Raw genomic sequence first — 18,860 nt, 5'->3', positions numbered from 1 at the left:
TCCGGTGCGCAGATCGCTTTCCGAACGCGCCCCATTCTGTCTTTATGATACGAAGTTTTGGAGTGGATGTCAATTGATTTTTCAGCATTTTATCCTGTTTTTCGTTTCTTTTTCTTTTGATTTTATTCTATTTTGCCAATTTTTCAGGCATCCGTTGTTTCTTTCCTTTCTCTCAATATCTTGATCCGCAGGTGGATGCTCCCTCTGCGTCTCCCCGGTGTTTCTGCAGCTTGTCGCTTTTCTGTTATATCAGACACTTTTCTCATTTTGTGGATTGTCCGAAAAATAACAGCGTTCTATACTAAAGCGTGTCTGAAAACAAATCATCGGCATCCCCTTTTTCAGGTTCTCTTTGGGATACAACAAAAGAATGGAGTTTTCTTATGAAGGTACTGATTTTATCCTGCAATACTGGCGGTGGCCACAATGCTGCGGCCTCTGCATTAAAAGAAAGTCTGAATTTTTATCACCACGAAGCCGAGGTTCTGGATCTGATGAGCCTCGGGCGAAAGCATACCTCCGCACTGGTCGGCGGAGCTTATGTGAAGCTCGTCTCCGTTTTTCCGGCCGGCTTCGGCGCACTCTATCAGCTTGGTGAGCTGGTACGGAAATTTCCCTGGAAATCCCCCGTTTACTACGCAAATGCGCGGCTTGGAAATGCGCTTGCAGATTATATTGATCAAAACCATTTTAATGCCGTTGTCACCACACATCTTTATCCGGCGGAAACACTGACCTGGCTGAAACAGAAAGGACGGCTGACGATTCCCTGCGTTGCCGTTGCCACCGATTACGCGTGCATTCCGTTCTGGGAAGAGACGAACTGCGATTACTATGTGGTTCCGCACAAGGATCTGATCCCGGAGTTTGCATCCTGCGGCATCCCGGAAGAAAAACTGCTTCCTCTCGGTATTCCGGTGCGGCCCGCATTTGCGCGCCCTGCATCCAAAGAGGATGTGCGCCGCCATCTCGGTCTTCCCGAGAATGCTCCGCTGTTTCTCGTCATGAGCGGCAGTATGGGATTCGGCAAAGTGCATCTGCTCGCACATGAACTCGTTTCCCGGCTGGAAAACGGCGAACAGGCTGTGATCATCTGCGGAAATAATAAAAAACGGATGCGTTCGCTCCGGCTGCAGTTCCATAAGAACCCAAATGTACATATCATCGGTTTTACACGCCACGTTGCGGAATATATGGCCGCTGCCGATGTGCTGTTTACAAAGCCCGGGGGCTTAAGCAGTACCGAGGCCGCTGTGCGGCGCGTTCCGCTCGTCCACACTGATCCGATTCCGGGTTGCGAAACAAAAAACCGTGCTTTTTTTGTCTCACGCGGAATGTCCGTGACCAGCGCACATCAGAAAGAGCTGGCAGAGGCCGGTATTTCGCTTGCCCACGATGATGCACGTCAGATCGCGATGCGCGATGCCCAGCGAAAAAACAGCCATCCGCAGGCGGGAACGTCAATTACACACCTTTTGAAAAAATTAGTTTCGGAGTAACTGCTTATGATGCTTACTGCTTATCTGTTTTATAGTTTCTTCGGGTACCTCTCGGGCAGTGTACTGTATTCGTACCTGATTCCAAAATACTTCTGCCACGTGGATGTCCGAACTGTGAATGAAGATCAGAATCCAGGCGCCTTCAACGCCTTTTCAGTGGCCGGACCGCGGATTGGACTGCTCTGCGTCCTGTGCGATATCGGGAAGGGATTTCTGCCGGTGTTTCTGGCGGCGCACAGTTCCGCTGTTTCGATGAGTTCCTGGATTTTCTCCCTGATTCTGCTCGCCCCGGTGGTCGGACACGCATGGCCGTTTCTGCAGCCTGCGAAAGGCGGAAAGGCGATCTCTGTCTCGTTCGGCGTGCTGCTCGGCCTCCTGCCGGATCTGCGGCCGGCACTTCTTCTTGCGGCATTTTATCTGACATTTTCGTTGATTCTCATTATCCAGCCACACAATCTGCGCTCAATTGTCTCGTTCTCCGGGTTTGCCGTCGCCGCACAAATTTCCCGATTTCTTCCGTCCGTGCGGCTCGGTAGTCTGCTGGTATCGCTCGTGGTCTGCTTCCGCCATCTTTTCAGCCTGCGGGAGCATGAGACCGAAAATGCTGCATTTACAATTCAGTCTTTGTCTGCTAAAATAAGGAAAAAGCAGAAAAAAGAATAATATTTACAGTTCATTTAAAATAGCGGCAAACAATTTACTTCAGGAGGATTGACACATGATTTCAGAAAAAATGGTAACTCTCGGCACAAAAAAATCGGTAATCCGCGAGATTTTCGAATACAGTAAAAAACGCGCTGCCGAGATCGGCTCAGAAAATGTCTTTGATTTCAGTATCGGAAATCCAAACGTCCCGGCTCCGGTCTCCGTTCATGAGACCATCAAGGAGCTGCTCGATTCCAAAAACGATTACTATCTCTTCGGCTACACCTCCGCGCAGGGCGATGCCGATACCCGCGCCGCCGTTGCAGCCGACCTGAACAAACGCTTTGGTACCACGTTCCATGCCGACAACTTCTATATGACCTGCGGTGCAGCCGCTTCGCTCCGCATCGTCCTTGGCGCTTTAACCGTTCCGGGCGACGAGTATATCGTATTTACCCCGTACTTTCCGGAATACCGTGTTTTCATCGAATCTGCAGGCGCAGCCATGATCGAAACGCCGGCTGATTCTTCCACGTTCCAGATCGACTTTGACCGCCTCTCGGCCGCTGTCACAGCGCACACCAAAGGTGTTTTCGTCAATTCCCCGAACAATCCGTCCGGCGTTGTCTACACCGAAGAAAACATTCAGAAGCTCGCTGCTTTTCTGGAAACAAAATCTGCCGAATACGGTCATCCGATTTATCTAATCGTTGATGAACCGTACCGCGAACTTGTCTACGGAGACGTGGAAGTTCCGTATCTGACAAAATATTACAAAAACACGCTGGTCTGCTACTCCTACAGCAAATCCCTCTCCCTGCCGGGCGAGCGTATCGGCTACGTTCTCGTTCCGGATGAGGTCGATGATGCAAGAACCATCTACGCAGCCGTCTGCGGCGCCGGACGCGCCCTCGGCTTCGTCTGCGCACCAAGCCTGATCCAACACGTCATCGCCAAATGCGCAGGACAGGTTTCTGATCTTTCGGTCTACAAAAAAAACCGCGATCTGCTGTATGATTCATTAACCGCCTACGGCTTCACCTGCGTTCACCCGGACGGCGCTTTCTATCTCTTCATGAAAACTCCGGAACCGGATGCGTATGCGTTCTGTGAGAAAGCGAAAAAGTACGAACTTCTTCTGGTACCGGGCGACGATTTCGGTGCACCGGGATTTGTTCGGATTGCTTATTGCGTTACCACCGCACAGATTGAGCGGGCACTGCCGGCGTTTAAGGAACTGGCGGGAGAGTATTTCGCATAATTTTTCAACTGTCAACTTTTCTTAAATAGATGTTGGGGGCAAAGGGCTTTTTGACCTTTTGACCCCGGTATCTTACATATAGTAAAAAACGGACACTGCTTCATCTTTGAAACGCAGCGTCCGTTTTTCTTTTATTCTCCTACATCCTGTTTTCCAATCACAACTTTACATCTTTTCTTCCACATCCCCTGTTCTGACACACGCATACCGCTCGCTTTCGATGATCTGTTCCATCGCTGCCGCTCCTTTCTTTTGAGCTATCTCAATCGCATAAGGCGGGCAGGACTTGAACCTGCATTCTGTGCCTTATCCTCTACGAAAAATTTGCTGTACGTTCCACAAACATGAAACATTTTTCTGCACAGGTTTTGCCCGGTCAAAGCGGATATTCGCAATCCGCTTCGCTACTTGCTCATAACCGAATAGCTGCTTCGCAGCTTATCAGAAGTGGCTTATACCACTCCTGATACAAGCAAGTCCCCACCCACTGCTTATTGCTTTTCGCAATTGAAGCAGGGGACTTACTTGATTCGGTTAAACTACCGCCTTATTTTCAGCCACATTTTTTATGGATACTGATGTGTATCAAATGCTGTTCCACTCTAACTTGCTTTCTATCATCGGTGGAGATGCTATTTTCCTGCCTCGGCCTTCTCTCTAAAGCTCAGGATTTCCTTCAGAGACCTTGGTTCATAATTCATCCATGGCTTCATGCATCCCACATTGTATGCCTGCGGTCTGCACTCATAAATGTGTCTGCTGCATTCCTGCTTTCTGCACGTCTCTCTTTTTGTGAATGTCCGTGCTTTGTTCTGTATATACTATATTACATATTTTCGATTTTTGCATTTAACTTCTGGTTTAATTTTTCATGTGATATGTTTTCTGGTTTTTCCCAGCTCCACACAGTACTGTCCAGACCTGATTTCCCTTCGGACAGTGCCTTTAGCTCTTCCACGCAGAATTCCGTCGCGCGTACGATGTACTCGTTGGCCATTTGTCTGGTAAGGATGAAAAGTTTCTCTTCTTTTCTCTGGGTGAATTCCCCGCGAACTTCTTTTATAAGATCTTTCACATCAAATTCAGCAAGCTGTGCCAATGGCTCTTCTGTAAGATCCAGCTCCTGGATCATTTCCTGGGAAAGACCATATTTTTTCGAAACATATTCATTTAATATCTCGTAGTCCCGATGCAGTTTTTCTACATTTCCAGGAACGCTCGAATTCCAGCCATGCTCCCCATACATAAATCTCCGATATAGCATATCCTGGATCAGATGAAGATAATAGCCGAGATATAAATCATCCTTCTCCATGTATTTCCCGTATCTGTCGCGGAAAAATTCGAGATCGTATGTGTATCTGGTATTTTCGCAGATTTTCTTCTTTAAATGGCTATTTCCCGCCACCGCCCCATCTGGCAGAATCACCCCAAGGAACAGGCGGTTGATATCTCGAAACGAGATTTCTTTTCTCATCTCCTGTACAATTGCCAAGTGAATCATACTTGATGCCATAGTGTCCTCTTTTCCTTTATTCTTCTGCATTCTATTTTCCAATATCAGCTTTACATCTTTTGAAAGCTTTCTATCCATACTGCTAACTTTAACATTTTTATGCCGCATTTCCAGTTCTGACGCATGCGTACCGCTCGCTCTCAATCACTTTTTCCATCGATTTGACCGGTGTGCTGTCAATATTGTTCAGGAGATTCTGGAATGTCGTAACCGACTGGCCACTGTATAGCTGGACACCTTTTCTCCGACTGTCGGCATGGAAGATATCGTTTCGGCTGTCTACATTCCAGAAAATAATATTCGGTAATTGGTAGCCGCAATACTCATACTTTTCTTTCATATGATCATAAAACATCCAATTGCGGTCTCCGCATCTGTCGATCTCCATGTCAGATACAACGATCAGCGCTTTCGGCATTTCTTCCGGCGGTACATCGTGATCCATCGCTGTTTCCAGAACCCGCTCAAATGCAGCCTGAAGATTAGTATTCATCCCCCATTCCGTACGCTCGACATATTTGATTTTCTGCAGCAGGGTTTCCCCTCTCAGAGAAACAAATTCCGGCTTCTGGCTGAACGTCATGAAAAGATTGTGGTAAGCACCCCGGTTCCGCTCTGCAAAGTAAATAGCAAGACCAATAGATGTCGCCAAAGGTTTTCCCCTCATAGAACCGGAAACATCTGCAATGACAATTGCATTCGTTTCCTGCGCCACATAATCCGGTAGCTGCCTCCACTGCGCCTCCAATGCCTGATTCCATTGACGTCCATACAGAACTTTTTCCACGAGATCGTACGGGTACAGCGTCTCCGCATGAATCTTTTCTTTTCCCTCCAGTGCCTTCGCAAGATACTGGTTAAAACGCTTTTCATCATGTTTTCGAAATGCGTTCCTGTAAATCATCATGGCTCTTCCGGAGACCTCCGGGTAAACGATCTCCTCCCACTTTCCTTCTGACATTTTCACTTCCAGCACACCGATATATTTCCGCAGAGAACGGACGATTCTTTTGAAGTTGTAAACCGGATAACCGAGTTTCTGCGCCGTCAGAATGCCGAGTTTTCTCGTCTCCGTATTTTTAGAGTCTGCCGTTTTGATCCATTTAGCAAGCAGGGAAACGCTTTTTCCCTCCTGAAAGTTTTTCAGATCTGCTTCCAGCTGCTGCTTCATGGCACTCCACATCTCGTCCTCAACGCCAGTTCCGATCAGGCAGTACCAGTCGTCAAAACGGCCGAAAACACCAATCAGGTCAAGGTTGGCAATAACTGCCTGCGGATGGTACTCGGCAAGATACTGTAGTAGAATCCGAAAGACACGTCTCTCGCCGAGACCTTCCCGGATATCACGCGCATAAAACAGGATTTTCAATGCGAACAGCGGGTCTGCCTGATATGCTTCCGCAAACAGAAGCTCAATTCTTTCCGGATCCGCTCTGCGCAGGGATCCAATTGTCGCAAACAGATCCAGCCGCGCATCGCCGGTTGTGTTCCGTGCTGCTGCTTCATTTTCTGTATAAGTTTTTGTCGCCTGCTCCCGTATCCATTCTGCAAAATCCATCGCTGCCGCTCCTTTCCTTCGTTCCACTGTTTTCTCCAGACATCTTTTGCTGGATCTATGGACTCCATTCTTTCTCGTTTGCTCTTCTGTTTTTTTCTGAGTGAGGGCCGGATTTGAACCGGCATCTTCGCCATTACCACTGGAAAAAAGTTTGCCGTTACGGTCACGCACATGACCGTTTTTTCGCGCTCTTTCTTTTAAGCTACCTCACTCGCGTAAGGCGGGCAAGACTTGAACCTGCATTCTGTGCCTCCCTATTCTCCTCAAAAAGTTGCTGTGTGTTCCACAAACATGAAACCTTTTTTTCTGCACAGGTTTTGCCCGTTAAACTACCGCCTTATTCTGTTATTTCTTTAGGGATCTTGGTTCATAATTCATTCATGGTTTCATGCATCTTTTCCAGATCCCCGAAGGGACGCTCGTCGAAACAGATGCAGTGTTCATGTAATAAATGCAGATCGCTGATGTAGTAATTCATTTCTGCTGTCACCCCTTTCAAATCATTTTCTGTAATAGCATTTCTCCCAGTGATTTTTTTCTTCCCGATTCGGATTCCAGGGTCTCTCACCGTAAAATTTTCAGTCGCAAATATCCCATGTTTCAGAAATTTTCCGAAATGCTTTTGATTTTCCCCACAGTGTTTTCGCCCGTCGAACCCTCTTGTTTGCCGCGCGCTTTGCCCCGCGGGAATTTTTGCATCGTCCTTTGCTGACAGGCGTTTTTTTACAGCTCCGGCTCATCTGCTTACTCCCCATCCAGAATCCTCTGATAGAGAAGCCTGCCTTCTTCTCCGGCAAGGCGTTCACAGATCTCTGCCCGCTCGGCGATAATGGGGATCTGGATATGTGCTTTGGCATCTGCCGTCTGCAGCAGCATCAGGTTTTGAAACATCGCAAAGCTGGCCATTTTTGTATGGCGTCTGACGTGTTTTAATTTCACACTGACGTGGTCATCATGATACTTCACGTAATACAGGAGCTCCTGTACATCGAAACACGGAATCACATACCCCTGCCGGTCCAGCTCCTGGATTACGATGTCGCGCACGATTTCCATACTTTTTTCGGGATGACCGTAGTAATGCATGTCCGGATCCCCCTCGCGTTTTCCCCGGCACTGTGCTTCGGGCTTTCCGATATCGTGCAGCAGTGCCGCCAGATAGACCATATCATTTTCCATCCTCCGCGGAAGATTGCAGACCACATGGAGGGAATGCATCCATAAGTCATACTGATGTGCACTGTTCTTCTGATCATAGCCAAACATGGTTCGTACGGCCGGAATCAGCGCTGCAATTTCTTCTCGTCTCACATCCATCTCTTCCGCAGTTTCTGCTGTTTTCAACACATTCAACAGCTCGCTTAACTTCATGTACTCATTCCCCCTTTCTGGCCTTTTTGTGAATGTCCGTGTTTTGTTATGTATAGATGTTGGGGGCAAAAGGTTTTTTGACCCCTTTGATACCAGATTGCTACGTGCTTTGCACTCCCGCAATCTTCATGTATATACTGTATCACATGCTTTCGTTTTCTGCACTTAACCGCTGGTTTAATTTTTTTTGCTGATTTTTTATGCTGTTCACCCGGCACAGAATCCGATCTGCCGACTCTGCGGTTTCTTTTTCAGGCCGATCATCTCGAAATCGTCCGCTGTCAGAAGACAGGCCTCCTCTTTTCCCAACGTACCATTCTGATGTTCCCGAATGAGGCGGTCTGCCTGGCGCATGATCGCGTGATCCAGCAGGTTTCTGACAAACCGTCCATTGCCGTAATTTTCTTCCCTGCATGCATCGGCGCAGATGGAAAAGCATTTTCCCCTTGTTCTTTCGTCCATCCGGTATTCCGATTTTTCCAGCATCAGATCCAGAATCTGCGTCAGTTCTTCCGGTGAGTAATCCGGGAAATTCAGGTGAAAGGCAATGCGGCTTGCAAGACCTTCATTCTGCTCCAGGAACTCCTTCATCTTCTCCGGATATCCTGCAAAAATGACAATGACCTCATCCCGGTAATTCTCCATCTCCTGCACAATGGTATTGATTGCCTCGGCGCCATACGTGCGGTTGTCTTCTACAAGAGAATACGCCTCATCGATAAACAGAATGCCGCCACGCGCCGCCTGAAATTTACTCTCAACAATCTGTGCTGTCCAGCCGACGTACTTTCCGACCAGATCCTGCCTGCCGCACTCGACAATGTGGCCATATTTCAGCACTTCCTCTTCCTTCAAGACCTGGGATAGCAGACGCGCCACGGTTGTCTTTGCTGTTCCGGGATTGCCGGAAAACAGCATGTGCATGGACGGACTTGTCTCGGAAAGACCCATCTTTTTCCGCATTTTCTGCATTTTTGCCGCCGCCAGAATCTCATCGGTCACTTTCTTTACATCCGCGAGGCCTACCATTTTCTGCAGTTCCACGTAAGGTTTATCCGTCTTCTTTTTCAGCTCAATTTTAACCAGATCTTTTTCCTTATATGCCTTGTAGATATGGGTTTTTAATCCGCGGCCATACCAGCGGTTGTATGCGTTAAAAATATCAGAAACAGAATACAGGTTTTTCTCTTTCGGAAGATACCGCGTCAGCTCTTCTATTGTGTAATCATGATACTCCGTCCGATCTGCCAGACGTTTCAAATAGCCAGTCGCCCGTTCCAGATCCCCCTGGCCTTCCTGAATCTGAATCAGATCCGCGTTGGAAAGGATTTCCGCCATCGTCTCATCGGATACACTGCGGCTTCCTGAAATGTCCACAAAGATAAATAATGTATAATTTCCATACTCATTCAGTTTCTTCCCAAGTGTCTTCGCCAGATCATAATTGCCGGTGGCGTACATTCCGGTACTCTTTTCGCCTTCCAGGTTCAGAATCACCGTTCCGCCTCTGGCGCCGGAGAAAATATTGTCAAAATTATCTTCTCGTTCTGCCTTGTATGTCATCTTCTGCACATCGTAAACTCTGCCGCTCAGCAATCGCTGATTCTCCATCAGTGCCGGAATCAGAAGCTCTATCATATCATCCGCAGCCGTTTTGTCACCGGCTGTAATCAGATAATGAACAGGATGCCCAACAAAACGTTTTTCATTTTCCGGGGCGTAAATCCGCTCCATTTCGTCATAGAAGCTTTTCGATGCCATAATCTCCTGCATCTGCTCCGCCTGCTTTTGTCTGGTCATGTTTTGAGCGGTATAAATCCGTTCACTTACCTGATACGCAACAGGTTCAAAAAAGCTGTGATGTTCTGGTTCTATCGCAAGTTTTAATTTTTCCTTCAGCGACCCGCTGTAACACTCCGTCCAGTTATTCCGTTCTGCCCGGACCAGTTCTTTACAAAACGCATCATTTGTGATCTCCTCACACGCGAGCAGCTCAATTTCCGGCAGTATCTTCTGAATACAATCTACACATTCCCGGGGAACCACTTCCATTTCAAGCGCCGCTACAATCGTCATCTTATCCTTCCGAATGTCACTGATCATAATGAAAAACTTCTTTTCTGTACGGTAGGCTGTGTAAAATTTACTGTTCCATTCTGTAATGTCACTTCGTCTGGAATAGAGGCTCTCATGTCCTTCTTTCGTTGAATCTTCCTGTTCCAGATTCAGTTTTGAACAGTCTGCTGTGTATTTGTAAAGAATCATTCGCTGATACCTCCCTGGTCCTGTCTGGTATTTTTGCATCCCTTGAGTATCTTATCGGCAAGTATTTTCTTACCGTTTCGTTTCCTGTTTTTCAGTCTCTGTCTTTTCCGTGTTCGGCTTTTCCAGCAGAAAATAATGCAATACCAGTGCACCGTCATACAATAATGCCGTTCCAATATAACCATCACGTGACAGATCATGCCCCCAGTCATGCCCTGTTCCGATCGCCATTACCAAAAATGAGTTCTTTTCCCCGCTGATCAAGCATTGTTCCTCCGCATCTGCCTGATACCACATACACGGAGTGCCATACTGCATGTCTATTTTTAAAACTGCTTTTCTTGCTGCTTCCACTGTTGAAAACGGCAGTTCCAGCAGCTGGATATCCATAGTATCTTCTGGTAATTGTTCTTTGTAAATCAGCATTTGCTTTCCTCCATCCCTACGAACTCCTATTGTTCCGATTCACTGTTTTTTGAAACTGGAACATTTTATTATCTTTTTCTATCTGTCATCTTACCACCAGCCGTATTCCGTATGTGGACAGGTTCTTGTCTATACGAAAACCAGACAATTTTCTGGTTTTTCTATTTCTCCATAACAGGTACTCACTTCTTTTTTCTTCTGCATTTCTGTACAGTATTTCGATACCGGAATAACAGCTACAATCACAACACGTTCTTTTTTCTCACATTTTTTCAGCAGACCAATCATATACCGCAGCTCTTCTTTTCTGTCGGTAAAGTTTTTCCTGCTCGTCATCATCGGCACTTCATCAATCACAAAAACAGAAATTGCTCCATTCTCTGCTTTCTGCGCTATGATTTCTGCCATTCTCTCCACCATTATCGCTGGTGTATCATCAATTTCTATCTTGGAAAGCTCCTCCTGCCCGTACATGCTCTGCAGAATCTTCCACATCTCCTTCTTTTCATGCTGCAGTGAAAAAAGGAGAACTCCATCCTCGCTGGTTTTTCGCTCTTTCCAGCCATATGCAAACGCTTTTTTCGTTTTTCCGCTCGCCTCAGATCCCGCCAGGAAAATCATCCTTCTTTTCCCCCATCCTTTTTCTCTTATCTATGCTTCCGGATATAGTTCTCACTGAACTGCTTTTCCCGTTCAATCCATTCCTGCGTTCTCTTCTCGAGCACAAATGGAAGTTCTCTCCAGATTATCCTAAGCTGTTCTTCTGTGATTTCCGGTACTTTCTTTAAAATTGCATCCCGCAAATACGCACCGCCTCCGCTGCAGGAATCCGGGAAACAGTTTTCTTCGCTGATGGCATCCAGAATTTCTTTATAATGCTTTCGATACATCTGATATGCCTCGTAATGCGCAATGCGGTTTGCATGGTCTTCCATTCTGGATTCCTCTTCCTGTTTCAGAATTGTTTTCCTGTTGATTCCGCCGCTGTTCACGTTGGCATAATACATCGCGTATTCTTTGGCTTCTTCCAGACTCTGGAATGTGCGGAGAAATCTGCCGAAGTTATGAATATCACCATCTGAAAACGTAATCCAGTCATAATATGCCAGCTCTGGTGGGAAATGATTTTCTTTTCCGTAAAGCTCTGCACATTCCTGTCTGCTGACGGAATGATAGTCCCACGGACCGATGATATCATCGTAATCCTCACAGAAAAGAATATACGCTTCTATCTCTGCATCACTGTCAAACAGCATAGGACTGCTTTCCTCGTACTGATACAGAATTGAGTATTTTACACCCTTGATTTTTTCGTCATCCCTTCTCATCAGCAGTGCGTAAACACCCATCTCGGGATTGTCCGGAATATTGTTCATATGCATCGGTTTCCAGTCAAATTCGTTCTCCGTCAGCTTGTCTTTTTCCCATGTTTTCTGATGCTCCGCCATTTCCTGTTCTATTTTTTCCATGTAAAGAACGCTTCCAATATAATCATACCGTTCCAGATGATCCACACCAATTGCCAGTCCTGCCAGCTTGGGTCCATACAAATACCAGAACTTTTCATTTGTCTGTTTCTCCTCTGCAGCCGCTTTGCTGTAAGCATCCAGAATATCTTCCCGGATCAGTGCATTTTCTTTTTCCAGATATTTCCATCCGTGATCTTCTGCTTTGTATTTGTAATGCCAGCCAATTCTTTCATCGGTCGTCTCAAAGATCGGAAAAAGCTCGTCGCATTTGTAAAATGGTGTCTCTTCAAAACCGAAAAAGTATACTTTGCCGTCTTCGCTGACCAGCCATACACAGCCCGGGCCTCCCATTCCAGAAGGATGTTCCTTCTGTGCAAACACAACTGTTTTCCAGAAATCTTCTGTTAAATCCGGTAAATCAAAAGTATGATCTCTATCCATATGTCTAGCCTTCTTTCCTTTTTGTTGAATGAAAAATGTTTGACTACTCTGTTCCCAGCTCGTCCCAGTTCACTCGGCCCCAGCGAACTGGAACATTCACAGCTCTCATTTAAAATTTTGCTTCGCAAAGGGAGGGTTGCTCACATTTGAATCACATTCTTACGCATCGAAACAGTAAGTGTTTCACTGCTGTGTGAACAGTGACCTGAGATCTTCTCTCGGCTGATTGGAAAGCACAATCACCATCTGCTTTCTGCGAATAGTTTCATACTGAACATCCATCCACGTTTTTTCAGCATGCGGACACTCTTCCATTCCGATGCCGTACACATACATATCATCGTATTTCTCCGGTATCTCACTCCGATATTCATAGTATTCAGATGACCCGTCATTTCTATTTACGATAGAAAAATGTCTGCCGATCTGCAGATACGGTTTTAGGTCACGGAACAAAAGCTTCTGTTCCACACTCCGTTTGATATCCCGCGGTTCTTCCGAAATCATAAGTTCCATCGCAGGTTTCATTGTATCATCTTTGCTGCACCAGCATTCTCCTTCCGGTTCCGGCAAAGCCATATAGACATCTCTGGAAAATTCCACATCCACCATTCCGACTCCATAGATGTAAAAGCCAGCATATTTCTGTTCTGGAATGTCTGACAGCATCAGATAATCGTGGTAATAACCATCCTCAAAACAGATGGATAAGCGGACATTGCGTGCAACATATTTTCTCAGTTCTTCAAATTTAATTGCCATCAGAAAACTCCTCCTTTGTCAGTACCAGTTTTACTACTTCGTGTGCGAAAAAATTATCTTCTTTTTCGAAAATGTTACCCAGCACAACCATGATCGGGCCGTCCTCTACTTCTCTGAATCCCAGCTTCCGCAGCAGGCTGATCGTTGGTTCATTTTCTGTCTGGGTCGTCACATACAGCTTATCGACGAAAAGATTCTTTCCGTTTGCAGAAACCCCATCACCAAAGAGCTGATTAATCAGCTCTCGGCTGGCTTCTTCACAGTAGCCGTTTCTTCGGTATTCTCTGGCGATATAAAATTCAATTTCGTATTCGTCTTCCATTTCTCTATGTACGCCTACGTAGCCGATAAACTTGTCTTTCTGCTGTTTGGGAAAAATGGAATAGGTGCAAAGCTCGTGATCAGTTCTCTCAAAATAGTTGGCAAACCCCATCACATGTTTTTCGGATGGGCTGACTCCGCAGAATATGTAGAAGTCGCCATCATCCCGCAGCATTTGTAAAAATGCCTCGGAGTCTCTGTCCGTCCGGCTTGGGAGAAGGAATAATCTTTCAGTTTCGATTGCGGATCCTGTGTTCATTTGTGATCTCGTCTCCATTCTTTTGTACATTGGCTGTGAGTTTTCATGCTTCAGGAGTGAGGGCTGGAATCGAACCAGCGACAATAGATCTTTTGCTGTACCGACCACACCCATGATCGGCTTGGTTTCTCTGCTCTACCATGGCTGAGCTACCTCACTCATATTTCTCTTTTAACTTTTGTATTCCTTATGTGATTCCACCCCGTCAGGAACCAGCCTGCTCCGCCGGAATATCTCCGCCGGTTCTTCTGCGATCTCACTCTAGCCGGCTTTCAGTAATAATTCTCCTGTTACGTCTGCTTCATGAATTGCGAAAAGTTCGTTCAACGTCATATCGAGTTGTTCCTCCTGATCTGTTCGGTATTCGAATGCATTCGCCGGTGTTCTGATGTACTCCTATTATTCCACTTTTTCCCGGCGGTTGCATTGAACTTGTGGTTTACTTTCCGGGTATGCCTTATCTTATCATGGAACCGTTCCTGCATGTGGACACTCTTTTGGCCACTTCTTCTGTTGCCTTTCTTTTACATCGGGAAGTTTCTGTCCATTACCAGATTCTTGTTTTCTCAATTGCCGCAAGAAATGCCAGCATAGAAATTCTGTTATTGGTCAGTGTACCGGATTCCGACAGAAAATCATAAATCACTGTGCATTCCTTTCTTTTCAGGACAGCTTCCGCCAAGGTATACAAAGCTTTCACAAATTCCTGCTCGGCACGATAATATTCTTCTAAGGCTTCTTTATCCTCACGTCCGTTAACCGGATCAAAACATGCCCTCACATACGCTGCTCTGGCTGCTTTCCGCTGCATCTCAAGATATTCTGCCTGCACCTGATCTGCGATTCCATCCAGTTCCTTTTGCAGCGTGTTGTAAATTTCATTCAGCTCCGTGCGTTCGTACTTCTCTTTCGTGTCGTAAGGCGGTACCTTTGTTTTCCATTGGGATGCCAGTTTGAAGCTTTTGTTTTTCAAATCGACAACATACGCATAGCGTGGACGCATGGTTCCACTCCACAATCCGGTTCGCAAAAACGGATGATTGGAATAGAAAAATTCGTAGGAACAGGATGAAAAATCAGCCCCAGGTTTATCATATTTTTCCTGGTTGTATTTATGTTTAAACATAATAAGGGCTTTATCTTCTACCGTGGCGTCATACAGAAATCCGCCATATGGATCGTCTAATCTTTCCTCTCGCAGCCACCGGACATCAAACGGAGCGCGCGTCAGAAATTTCATTCCTACATCGCCCCACCACATCGTGTCGTTTGTATTGTGGAAGAAATGACCATAGATGCGGATGTCGCGGTAAAAATTGTCGGTTTGCGGTGTGATGATTGAAGAAACTTGTTTTGCCAGATCATTTACATTCATAAAAACCTCTTTTTTATTTTTTAAGCTATGCACTAATCCCACCATAATGTAATCCTCCCTGTTCTGCTGATTGTCTCGATCTGCTGATTTTCTTTTCCGTTTACAATTTCTGCACAAAGCTCCACCGTTTCTTCTGTAATCTCGACCGCCTCCTTTTTCGAAATCCGACGATCACTTTGAAAGGTCAGCGTATCATGCGAAAGCTCCACCAGCTTTAATCCATATTTTTCTTCCCATCTTTTTGCCACCCGTCCCATGGTTTCGCTGTCCGGGCAAGAATTGAAATCGCCCCAATACCTGCCCAGACAGCTGAATATCTCATATGCATGCGTCACATCAAAATTCACCCGGATGCCTTCCGGTTCTTTTTCTTTCTCCCAGAAAATCCATTCATCTCCGCTGCATGCCCTTTGCAGATGCTTTTCCTTCCAGACACACAACTCCATAGAATCCATCTCACAGATAATTGTCGTCATATCTTTCGCCTCCACCATATTTTTATTTGCATGTCCTTTTCTTATGCTTTTCGGCTCTGCATGCTCTTATTTCCTTCTTTTCCACCTTCCCACCGCTGTTCGCATTCTGGCGCACAGCCTCTTTCAGGATTGCCGCTTTAAAGGCTTTCGGTGTGCTTCCCATCCATTTGCTCATCTCTAATACGCAGTTATATTTTTTGTAATCCACTTTTTTAGCCATTTTTCTTTCTCCATTCTTTGTACTCATTTATTTCGCTGCATTTCCAAAACAGCTCTCAAATCACGCATCCGGAAACAGATCGTATTTTTCATTTTCGACGAAACCATTTTCTCTGAGTTCTTTGATAAACCGAATGGCTGTTTCAGCTCCCCATTTTCCCTGCAGAAGCATCATAAGCGGAATGTGAATATCCCGGAACTGTCCAAGCGGCCATTCGAACATATGCCGTTCTAATACATTCATCCCACTAAGCTGCAGCATTTCTTCTTCAAAACGCTCTTCATACGCAAAATCAAAATACTCCGTATCTACCCAGAAACGGCCGCCGTTGCCAAGCTCTCTGTTTACTTCATTGGCAAACAAAATGCAGTTCTCCATATTCCACTCATTGATCATGATGGGATGAATGAACCACAGCAGGCGGATCTGATCATTTTTCAGCACCTCCATCGTGCCTTGGATTTCCAGCGGCGGAACCAGATTATTTTCATTCTCTAACAAGTAAAACATGTGCCATGCTTCCGGGTACATCTGACGCACTTTTGATGTGTTGTCCTTTTTTATTACACGAATGCCAAATAGCTCCCTCTCGCGTTTTACAATTCTTCCTACGACTTCCATGCTCTCTTTTTTCATATGCTCTTCCTCCTGTACTGATACTGCATGTGGGTCCAGATACTGCACAGACTGAAGTTCTGTGCAGTATCTTATCATGACTCACTGTCCTTCTGGTGTCAGACTTTTGTCCGAACTTCCGCACTCTGAAATTTATGGCTCTTACATTGCCAGATATTGCTCTGCCATGCAGCACAGACTTTCCTCGTCAATGACCTCCAGGAAGGCATCTTCATCCCCGTATAACGCCTTGCCAATATGTTTGATCGCCTGAATTCCAACCATAAGCTCCTCTTCCTCCGGGTATTGACAATAGTTTAACAATCTCCGTATTGTCTTGAGGCTCACTGATTCATCCTCTTCAATATATTCTGATAATTCTATATCCCGCAGGATGCTGGAGGCTACAAAATTATATCTTCTTGCCGTTGTCATGAATCTTTCTGTATTGAACCAGAAACTGATACCATCCTTGTTATCCCGCAGGACATTCGAGAATTTCTTCAGCAGATGGGCTTTCTGAATGGTTGTAACTTTAATCCGCTCCCGTTTTGCCTTGCCCGGGGTATGATAAGCATCTTTCTTAGTAAATTGAATTTGTTTTCCCATTTTGTCCCTCCAACTTTTTTCTTCTGATCTTGTCTTTGTTGTGGGAGAGATATCCCGACCGAAATCGACAATATCTCTCCGCCCTGTTTCACGGCCTTATCGTTCGAGATAAGGCTTTAACTCACTCTCTGCAAACGTTTCGATCTTCTCATCCAGTTCTGACAGCTTCTCCATAAATCGAACCATCAGCTTTTGAAATGCCTGCTCCGACTTTATTTCCACAATTCCTTTCTCATTGCGCTTTGCTTCCTCTTCGGAAAAGATCTCCGTCGTATCTTCAAATACATATGGTTCAACGACCTGATCCATGAAGTTCATCATTGCCTTGTATACTGCTGTCGGCAATGCAATTTTCTTCACCTCGATCATATTGCGAATGTCGTAATATACGTTTTCATCCTCAATATCCATGTCGCTGACAAATTTTCTGAGTCTTTCATAGCACTCCATAATCTGCTGTTTCTGAAAATCAGTTGTTGTATTCATGATCTTTCTCTCCTCTTCATTCAGTTTAATTGGTTCAGCTGTTCTTTCCCGCAGTCCACCCTCCGGTAATTCCAGATATGCTTCCAGCTGTTCCAGCAAGCCTGGAATTCTCGGATCTGGCCCATTTGATGTTGCTCTTTCCCAGTCCTTTACCGTATTATGTGATATCCCAAGTGCGTCGCCAATCATCTCATGAAGCCTTGCCTTACTGGGTACTGCTTTCCCCTTGAATTCGCCCGTTTTCTTGATCAGATTGAGTACGGTTCTATATTTTGCATTATCAAATTTCATCATTTCGCTTCCTCCTTTTTCTTTAATCCGCGATTTTATCATACAATATTTGTTCCTTCTAAAAAGGGTAGGAACAGTGTGAGCAAAAAGGTAAGCAGTTTTCCTAACATTTTCATTCTCCTCCTTTCCTTTTGCCCCATAAAAAGTGTAACCGCTGCATCAGATTTACTTTTTCTGATCTTTCTCTGTACTAAGATATCCCTTTACGATCGCATGGTCCGGAAATCCAGGTTCCACGGATACTCTTCGGCTGTGTTCTTTATCATAGGTTTGAAAATCTTTCCCCCACAGATACGCAATCCGATCGCGCCTTACAAATTCTCTGTCATAATCTCCAAGCTCAACTACAATATCGCGTGTAATCAAATGATCTTCTGCAAATTCATATGCATATCCTCTGTCTGCGTGTTCCTCAAAGATGCTTTGACCGCATGGCGTGTGTCTCTCGAATCCACCCTGTGAAAGAATATGGTCAACCACTTGCAGATTCCAGCTTGCCTCCGTCGTCTCCCGCCGCAGGTTATTGCAGTCTGCAATCATAAGCACTGGATGTTTCTTTTCCTTTGCCTTATTCACAACAAATTCCAGTTCTTCGGCACGCTGGCTGTAATCCACCATTCGAATCCGAAATCCGGCAATGGTAAGAAGCTGTCCGTCCTGGTCTTCCAGATCCACCAGTAAGAAATTCGGATGATTGTTTTTCATCGTTGTAACCACCGAATCATCCACTGCATGAAAAGTATATACGTCCCTCTTCCAGAGAATTCCAACTTCATTTGTTCCATTATTCTGTGTGACTGCGTGCTGATATCCGGCTCTCTCCATCTCAGCCCAGAAATAGCCAATCGTGCTGTGCTGAAACAGTTCTGTTAACACAATAATGTCTGCATTCTGGTCGATCAGTTCATTGATCACAAACTGTGGAATCCCCTTTCCCATACCACTGCGCTGATTGATGTTCCATCCAATTACTTTGCTCTTCATTTGCTTTTCCT

At 45.6% G+C, this 18,860-nt stretch carries 19 protein-coding genes and 2 tRNA genes; 3 read left to right on the top strand and 18 right to left on the bottom strand.

The window, feature by feature from the left end; genetic code table 11:
- Positions 1–383 precede the first annotated feature (383 nt).
- The 3 genes from DW915_RS08800 to DW915_RS08790 are packed head-to-tail and all read left to right on the top strand — an operon-like array spanning position 384 to position 3,405.
- Positions 384–1,499, top strand: a complete 1,116-nt coding sequence (locus tag DW915_RS08800) for an MGDG synthase family glycosyltransferase (RefSeq protein ID WP_118741979.1) — start codon at positions 384–386, stop codon at positions 1,497–1,499.
- Positions 1,500–1,505: 6 nt separating this feature from the next.
- Positions 1,506–2,162, top strand: a complete 657-nt coding sequence (locus DW915_RS08795) for a glycerol-3-phosphate acyltransferase (protein ID WP_243033809.1) — start codon at positions 1,506–1,508, stop codon at positions 2,160–2,162.
- 55 nt (positions 2,163–2,217) lie between these two features.
- Positions 2,218–3,405: a pyridoxal phosphate-dependent aminotransferase gene (locus tag DW915_RS08790; protein ID WP_118741978.1), complete on the top strand. Its 1,188-nt coding sequence runs from the start codon at positions 2,218–2,220 to the stop codon at positions 3,403–3,405.
- Between the two features lie 826 nt (positions 3,406–4,231).
- Here the strand turns inward: DW915_RS08790 and DW915_RS08785 are convergent.
- From DW915_RS08785 to DW915_RS08705, 18 genes are all read right to left on the bottom strand, one after another.
- Complete coding sequence (locus DW915_RS08785) at positions 4,232–4,921, bottom strand: hypothetical protein (protein ID WP_147398429.1); 690 nt, start codon at positions 4,919–4,921, stop codon at positions 4,232–4,234.
- A 97-nt stretch (positions 4,922–5,018) separates the two neighbouring features.
- Positions 5,019–6,506 carry a DUF2828 family protein gene (locus DW915_RS08780; protein ID WP_243033808.1) on the bottom strand — a complete coding sequence of 496 codons (1,488 nt, stop codon included), beginning with the start codon at positions 6,504–6,506 and terminating at the stop codon, positions 5,019–5,021.
- Between the two features lie 189 nt (positions 6,507–6,695).
- Positions 6,696–6,818 (bottom strand) — tRNA-Phe (locus tag DW915_RS15750).
- A gap of 405 nt (positions 6,819–7,223) precedes the next feature.
- The gene (locus tag DW915_RS08770; protein ID WP_118741976.1) at positions 7,224–7,850 is read right to left on the bottom strand and encodes an HD domain-containing protein; all 627 of its coding nucleotides are present in this window, start codon (positions 7,848–7,850) and stop codon (positions 7,224–7,226) included.
- A 207-nt stretch (positions 7,851–8,057) separates the two neighbouring features.
- Positions 8,058–10,115 (bottom strand): AAA family ATPase, encoded by a 2,058-nt coding sequence (locus DW915_RS08765; RefSeq protein ID WP_158581049.1) that lies wholly within the window; start codon positions 10,113–10,115, stop codon positions 8,058–8,060.
- Between the two features lie 69 nt (positions 10,116–10,184).
- A complete protein-coding gene (locus DW915_RS08760; protein ID WP_118741974.1) occupies positions 10,185–10,541 on the bottom strand; it encodes a DUF7352 domain-containing protein in 357 nt (118 codons plus the stop codon).
- A 129-nt stretch (positions 10,542–10,670) separates the two neighbouring features.
- On the bottom strand, positions 10,671–11,162 hold the full coding sequence (locus tag DW915_RS08755) for a DnaB-like helicase C-terminal domain-containing protein (RefSeq protein ID WP_055220038.1): 492 nt from the start codon (positions 11,160–11,162) through the stop codon (positions 10,671–10,673).
- Positions 11,163–11,188: 26 nt separating this feature from the next.
- Positions 11,189–12,451 carry a hypothetical protein gene (locus DW915_RS08750; RefSeq protein WP_118741973.1) on the bottom strand — a complete coding sequence of 421 codons (1,263 nt, stop codon included), beginning with the start codon at positions 12,449–12,451 and terminating at the stop codon, positions 11,189–11,191.
- A gap of 183 nt (positions 12,452–12,634) precedes the next feature.
- Positions 12,635–13,213 (bottom strand): hypothetical protein, encoded by a 579-nt coding sequence (locus tag DW915_RS08745; protein ID WP_118741972.1) that lies wholly within the window; start codon positions 13,211–13,213, stop codon positions 12,635–12,637.
- Entirely contained in the window at positions 13,203–13,793 is a 591-nt protein-coding gene (locus tag DW915_RS08740; protein ID WP_158576296.1) for a GNAT family N-acetyltransferase, read from the bottom strand. The genes DW915_RS08745 and DW915_RS08740 overlap by 11 nt, the downstream gene beginning before the upstream one ends.
- 54 nt (positions 13,794–13,847) lie before the next feature.
- A tRNA-OTHER gene (locus DW915_RS15745) sits at positions 13,848–13,952 on the bottom strand.
- Between the two features lie 388 nt (positions 13,953–14,340).
- Positions 14,341–15,168 (bottom strand): hypothetical protein, encoded by an 828-nt coding sequence (locus DW915_RS08735; RefSeq protein ID WP_147398111.1) that lies wholly within the window; start codon positions 15,166–15,168, stop codon positions 14,341–14,343.
- Between the two features lie 32 nt (positions 15,169–15,200).
- A complete protein-coding gene (locus DW915_RS08730) occupies positions 15,201–15,644 on the bottom strand; it encodes a DUF4253 domain-containing protein (RefSeq protein WP_158580589.1) in 444 nt (147 codons plus the stop codon).
- A gap of 22 nt (positions 15,645–15,666) precedes the next feature.
- The gene (locus tag DW915_RS08725) at positions 15,667–15,864 is read right to left on the bottom strand and encodes a hypothetical protein (RefSeq protein WP_055228065.1); all 198 of its coding nucleotides are present in this window, start codon (positions 15,862–15,864) and stop codon (positions 15,667–15,669) included.
- Positions 15,865–15,924: 60 nt separating this feature from the next.
- The gene (locus tag DW915_RS08720; RefSeq protein WP_055228066.1) at positions 15,925–16,500 is read right to left on the bottom strand and encodes a hypothetical protein; all 576 of its coding nucleotides are present in this window, start codon (positions 16,498–16,500) and stop codon (positions 15,925–15,927) included.
- A 141-nt stretch (positions 16,501–16,641) separates the two neighbouring features.
- Positions 16,642–17,088: a hypothetical protein gene (locus tag DW915_RS08715; RefSeq protein WP_055228067.1), complete on the bottom strand. Its 447-nt coding sequence runs from the start codon at positions 17,086–17,088 to the stop codon at positions 16,642–16,644.
- Positions 17,089–17,184: 96 nt separating this feature from the next.
- Positions 17,185–17,868, bottom strand: a complete 684-nt coding sequence (locus DW915_RS08710; RefSeq protein ID WP_147398110.1) for a hypothetical protein — start codon at positions 17,866–17,868, stop codon at positions 17,185–17,187.
- Between the two features lie 162 nt (positions 17,869–18,030).
- Positions 18,031–18,849: an endonuclease/exonuclease/phosphatase family protein gene (locus DW915_RS08705; protein WP_118741970.1), complete on the bottom strand. Its 819-nt coding sequence runs from the start codon at positions 18,847–18,849 to the stop codon at positions 18,031–18,033.
- Positions 18,850–18,860 lie beyond the last annotated feature (11 nt).

Origin of the sequence: Blautia sp. AM42-2, from assembly GCF_003480245.1 — a bacterium.
Lineage (GTDB): Bacteria > Bacillota > Clostridia > Lachnospirales > Lachnospiraceae > Fusicatenibacter > Fusicatenibacter saccharivorans.
The sequence above is the reverse complement of the archived record's forward strand: the minus strand, read 5'-3'. Positions and strand labels throughout refer to the sequence as shown.

Excerpts from the sequence above, each read along its gene's own strand:
- DW915_RS08735 (WP_147398111.1), bottom strand. The coding sequence starts at position 15,168 with ATGAATGTAAATGATCTGGCAAAACAAGTTTCTTCAATCATCACACCG.
- DW915_RS08715 (WP_055228067.1), bottom strand. The coding sequence starts at position 17,088 with ATGGGAAAACAAATTCAATTTACTAAGAAAGATGCTTATCATACCCCG.
- DW915_RS08760 (WP_118741974.1), bottom strand. The coding sequence starts at position 10,541 with ATGCTGATTTACAAAGAACAATTACCAGAAGATACTATGGATATCCAG.
- DW915_RS08770 (WP_118741976.1), bottom strand. The coding sequence starts at position 7,850 with ATGAAGTTAAGCGAGCTGTTGAATGTGTTGAAAACAGCAGAAACTGCG.
- DW915_RS08790 (WP_118741978.1), top strand. The coding sequence starts at position 2,218 with ATGATTTCAGAAAAAATGGTAACTCTCGGCACAAAAAAATCGGTAATC.
- DW915_RS08765 (WP_158581049.1), bottom strand. The coding sequence starts at position 10,115 with ATGATTCTTTACAAATACACAGCAGACTGTTCAAAACTGAATCTGGAA.
- DW915_RS08785 (WP_147398429.1), bottom strand. The coding sequence starts at position 4,921 with ATGGCATCAAGTATGATTCACTTGGCAATTGTACAGGAGATGAGAAAA.
- DW915_RS08710 (WP_147398110.1), bottom strand. The coding sequence starts at position 17,868 with ATGATGAAATTTGATAATGCAAAATATAGAACCGTACTCAATCTGATC.
- DW915_RS08740 (WP_158576296.1), bottom strand. The coding sequence starts at position 13,793 with ATGAACACAGGATCCGCAATCGAAACTGAAAGATTATTCCTTCTCCCA.
- DW915_RS08795 (WP_243033809.1), top strand. The coding sequence starts at position 1,506 with ATGATGCTTACTGCTTATCTGTTTTATAGTTTCTTCGGGTACCTCTCG.
- DW915_RS08720 (WP_055228066.1), bottom strand. The coding sequence starts at position 16,500 with ATGAAAAAAGAGAGCATGGAAGTCGTAGGAAGAATTGTAAAACGCGAG.
- DW915_RS08725 (WP_055228065.1), bottom strand. The coding sequence starts at position 15,864 with ATGGCTAAAAAAGTGGATTACAAAAAATATAACTGCGTATTAGAGATG.
- DW915_RS08705 (WP_118741970.1), bottom strand. The coding sequence starts at position 18,849 with ATGAAGAGCAAAGTAATTGGATGGAACATCAATCAGCGCAGTGGTATG.
- DW915_RS08745 (WP_118741972.1), bottom strand. The coding sequence starts at position 13,213 with ATGGCAATTAAATTTGAAGAACTGAGAAAATATGTTGCACGCAATGTC.
- DW915_RS08800 (WP_118741979.1), top strand. The coding sequence starts at position 384 with ATGAAGGTACTGATTTTATCCTGCAATACTGGCGGTGGCCACAATGCT.
- DW915_RS08755 (WP_055220038.1), bottom strand. The coding sequence starts at position 11,162 with ATGATTTTCCTGGCGGGATCTGAGGCGAGCGGAAAAACGAAAAAAGCG.
- DW915_RS08730 (WP_158580589.1), bottom strand. The coding sequence starts at position 15,644 with ATGACGACAATTATCTGTGAGATGGATTCTATGGAGTTGTGTGTCTGG.
- DW915_RS08750 (WP_118741973.1), bottom strand. The coding sequence starts at position 12,451 with ATGGATAGAGATCATACTTTTGATTTACCGGATTTAACAGAAGATTTC.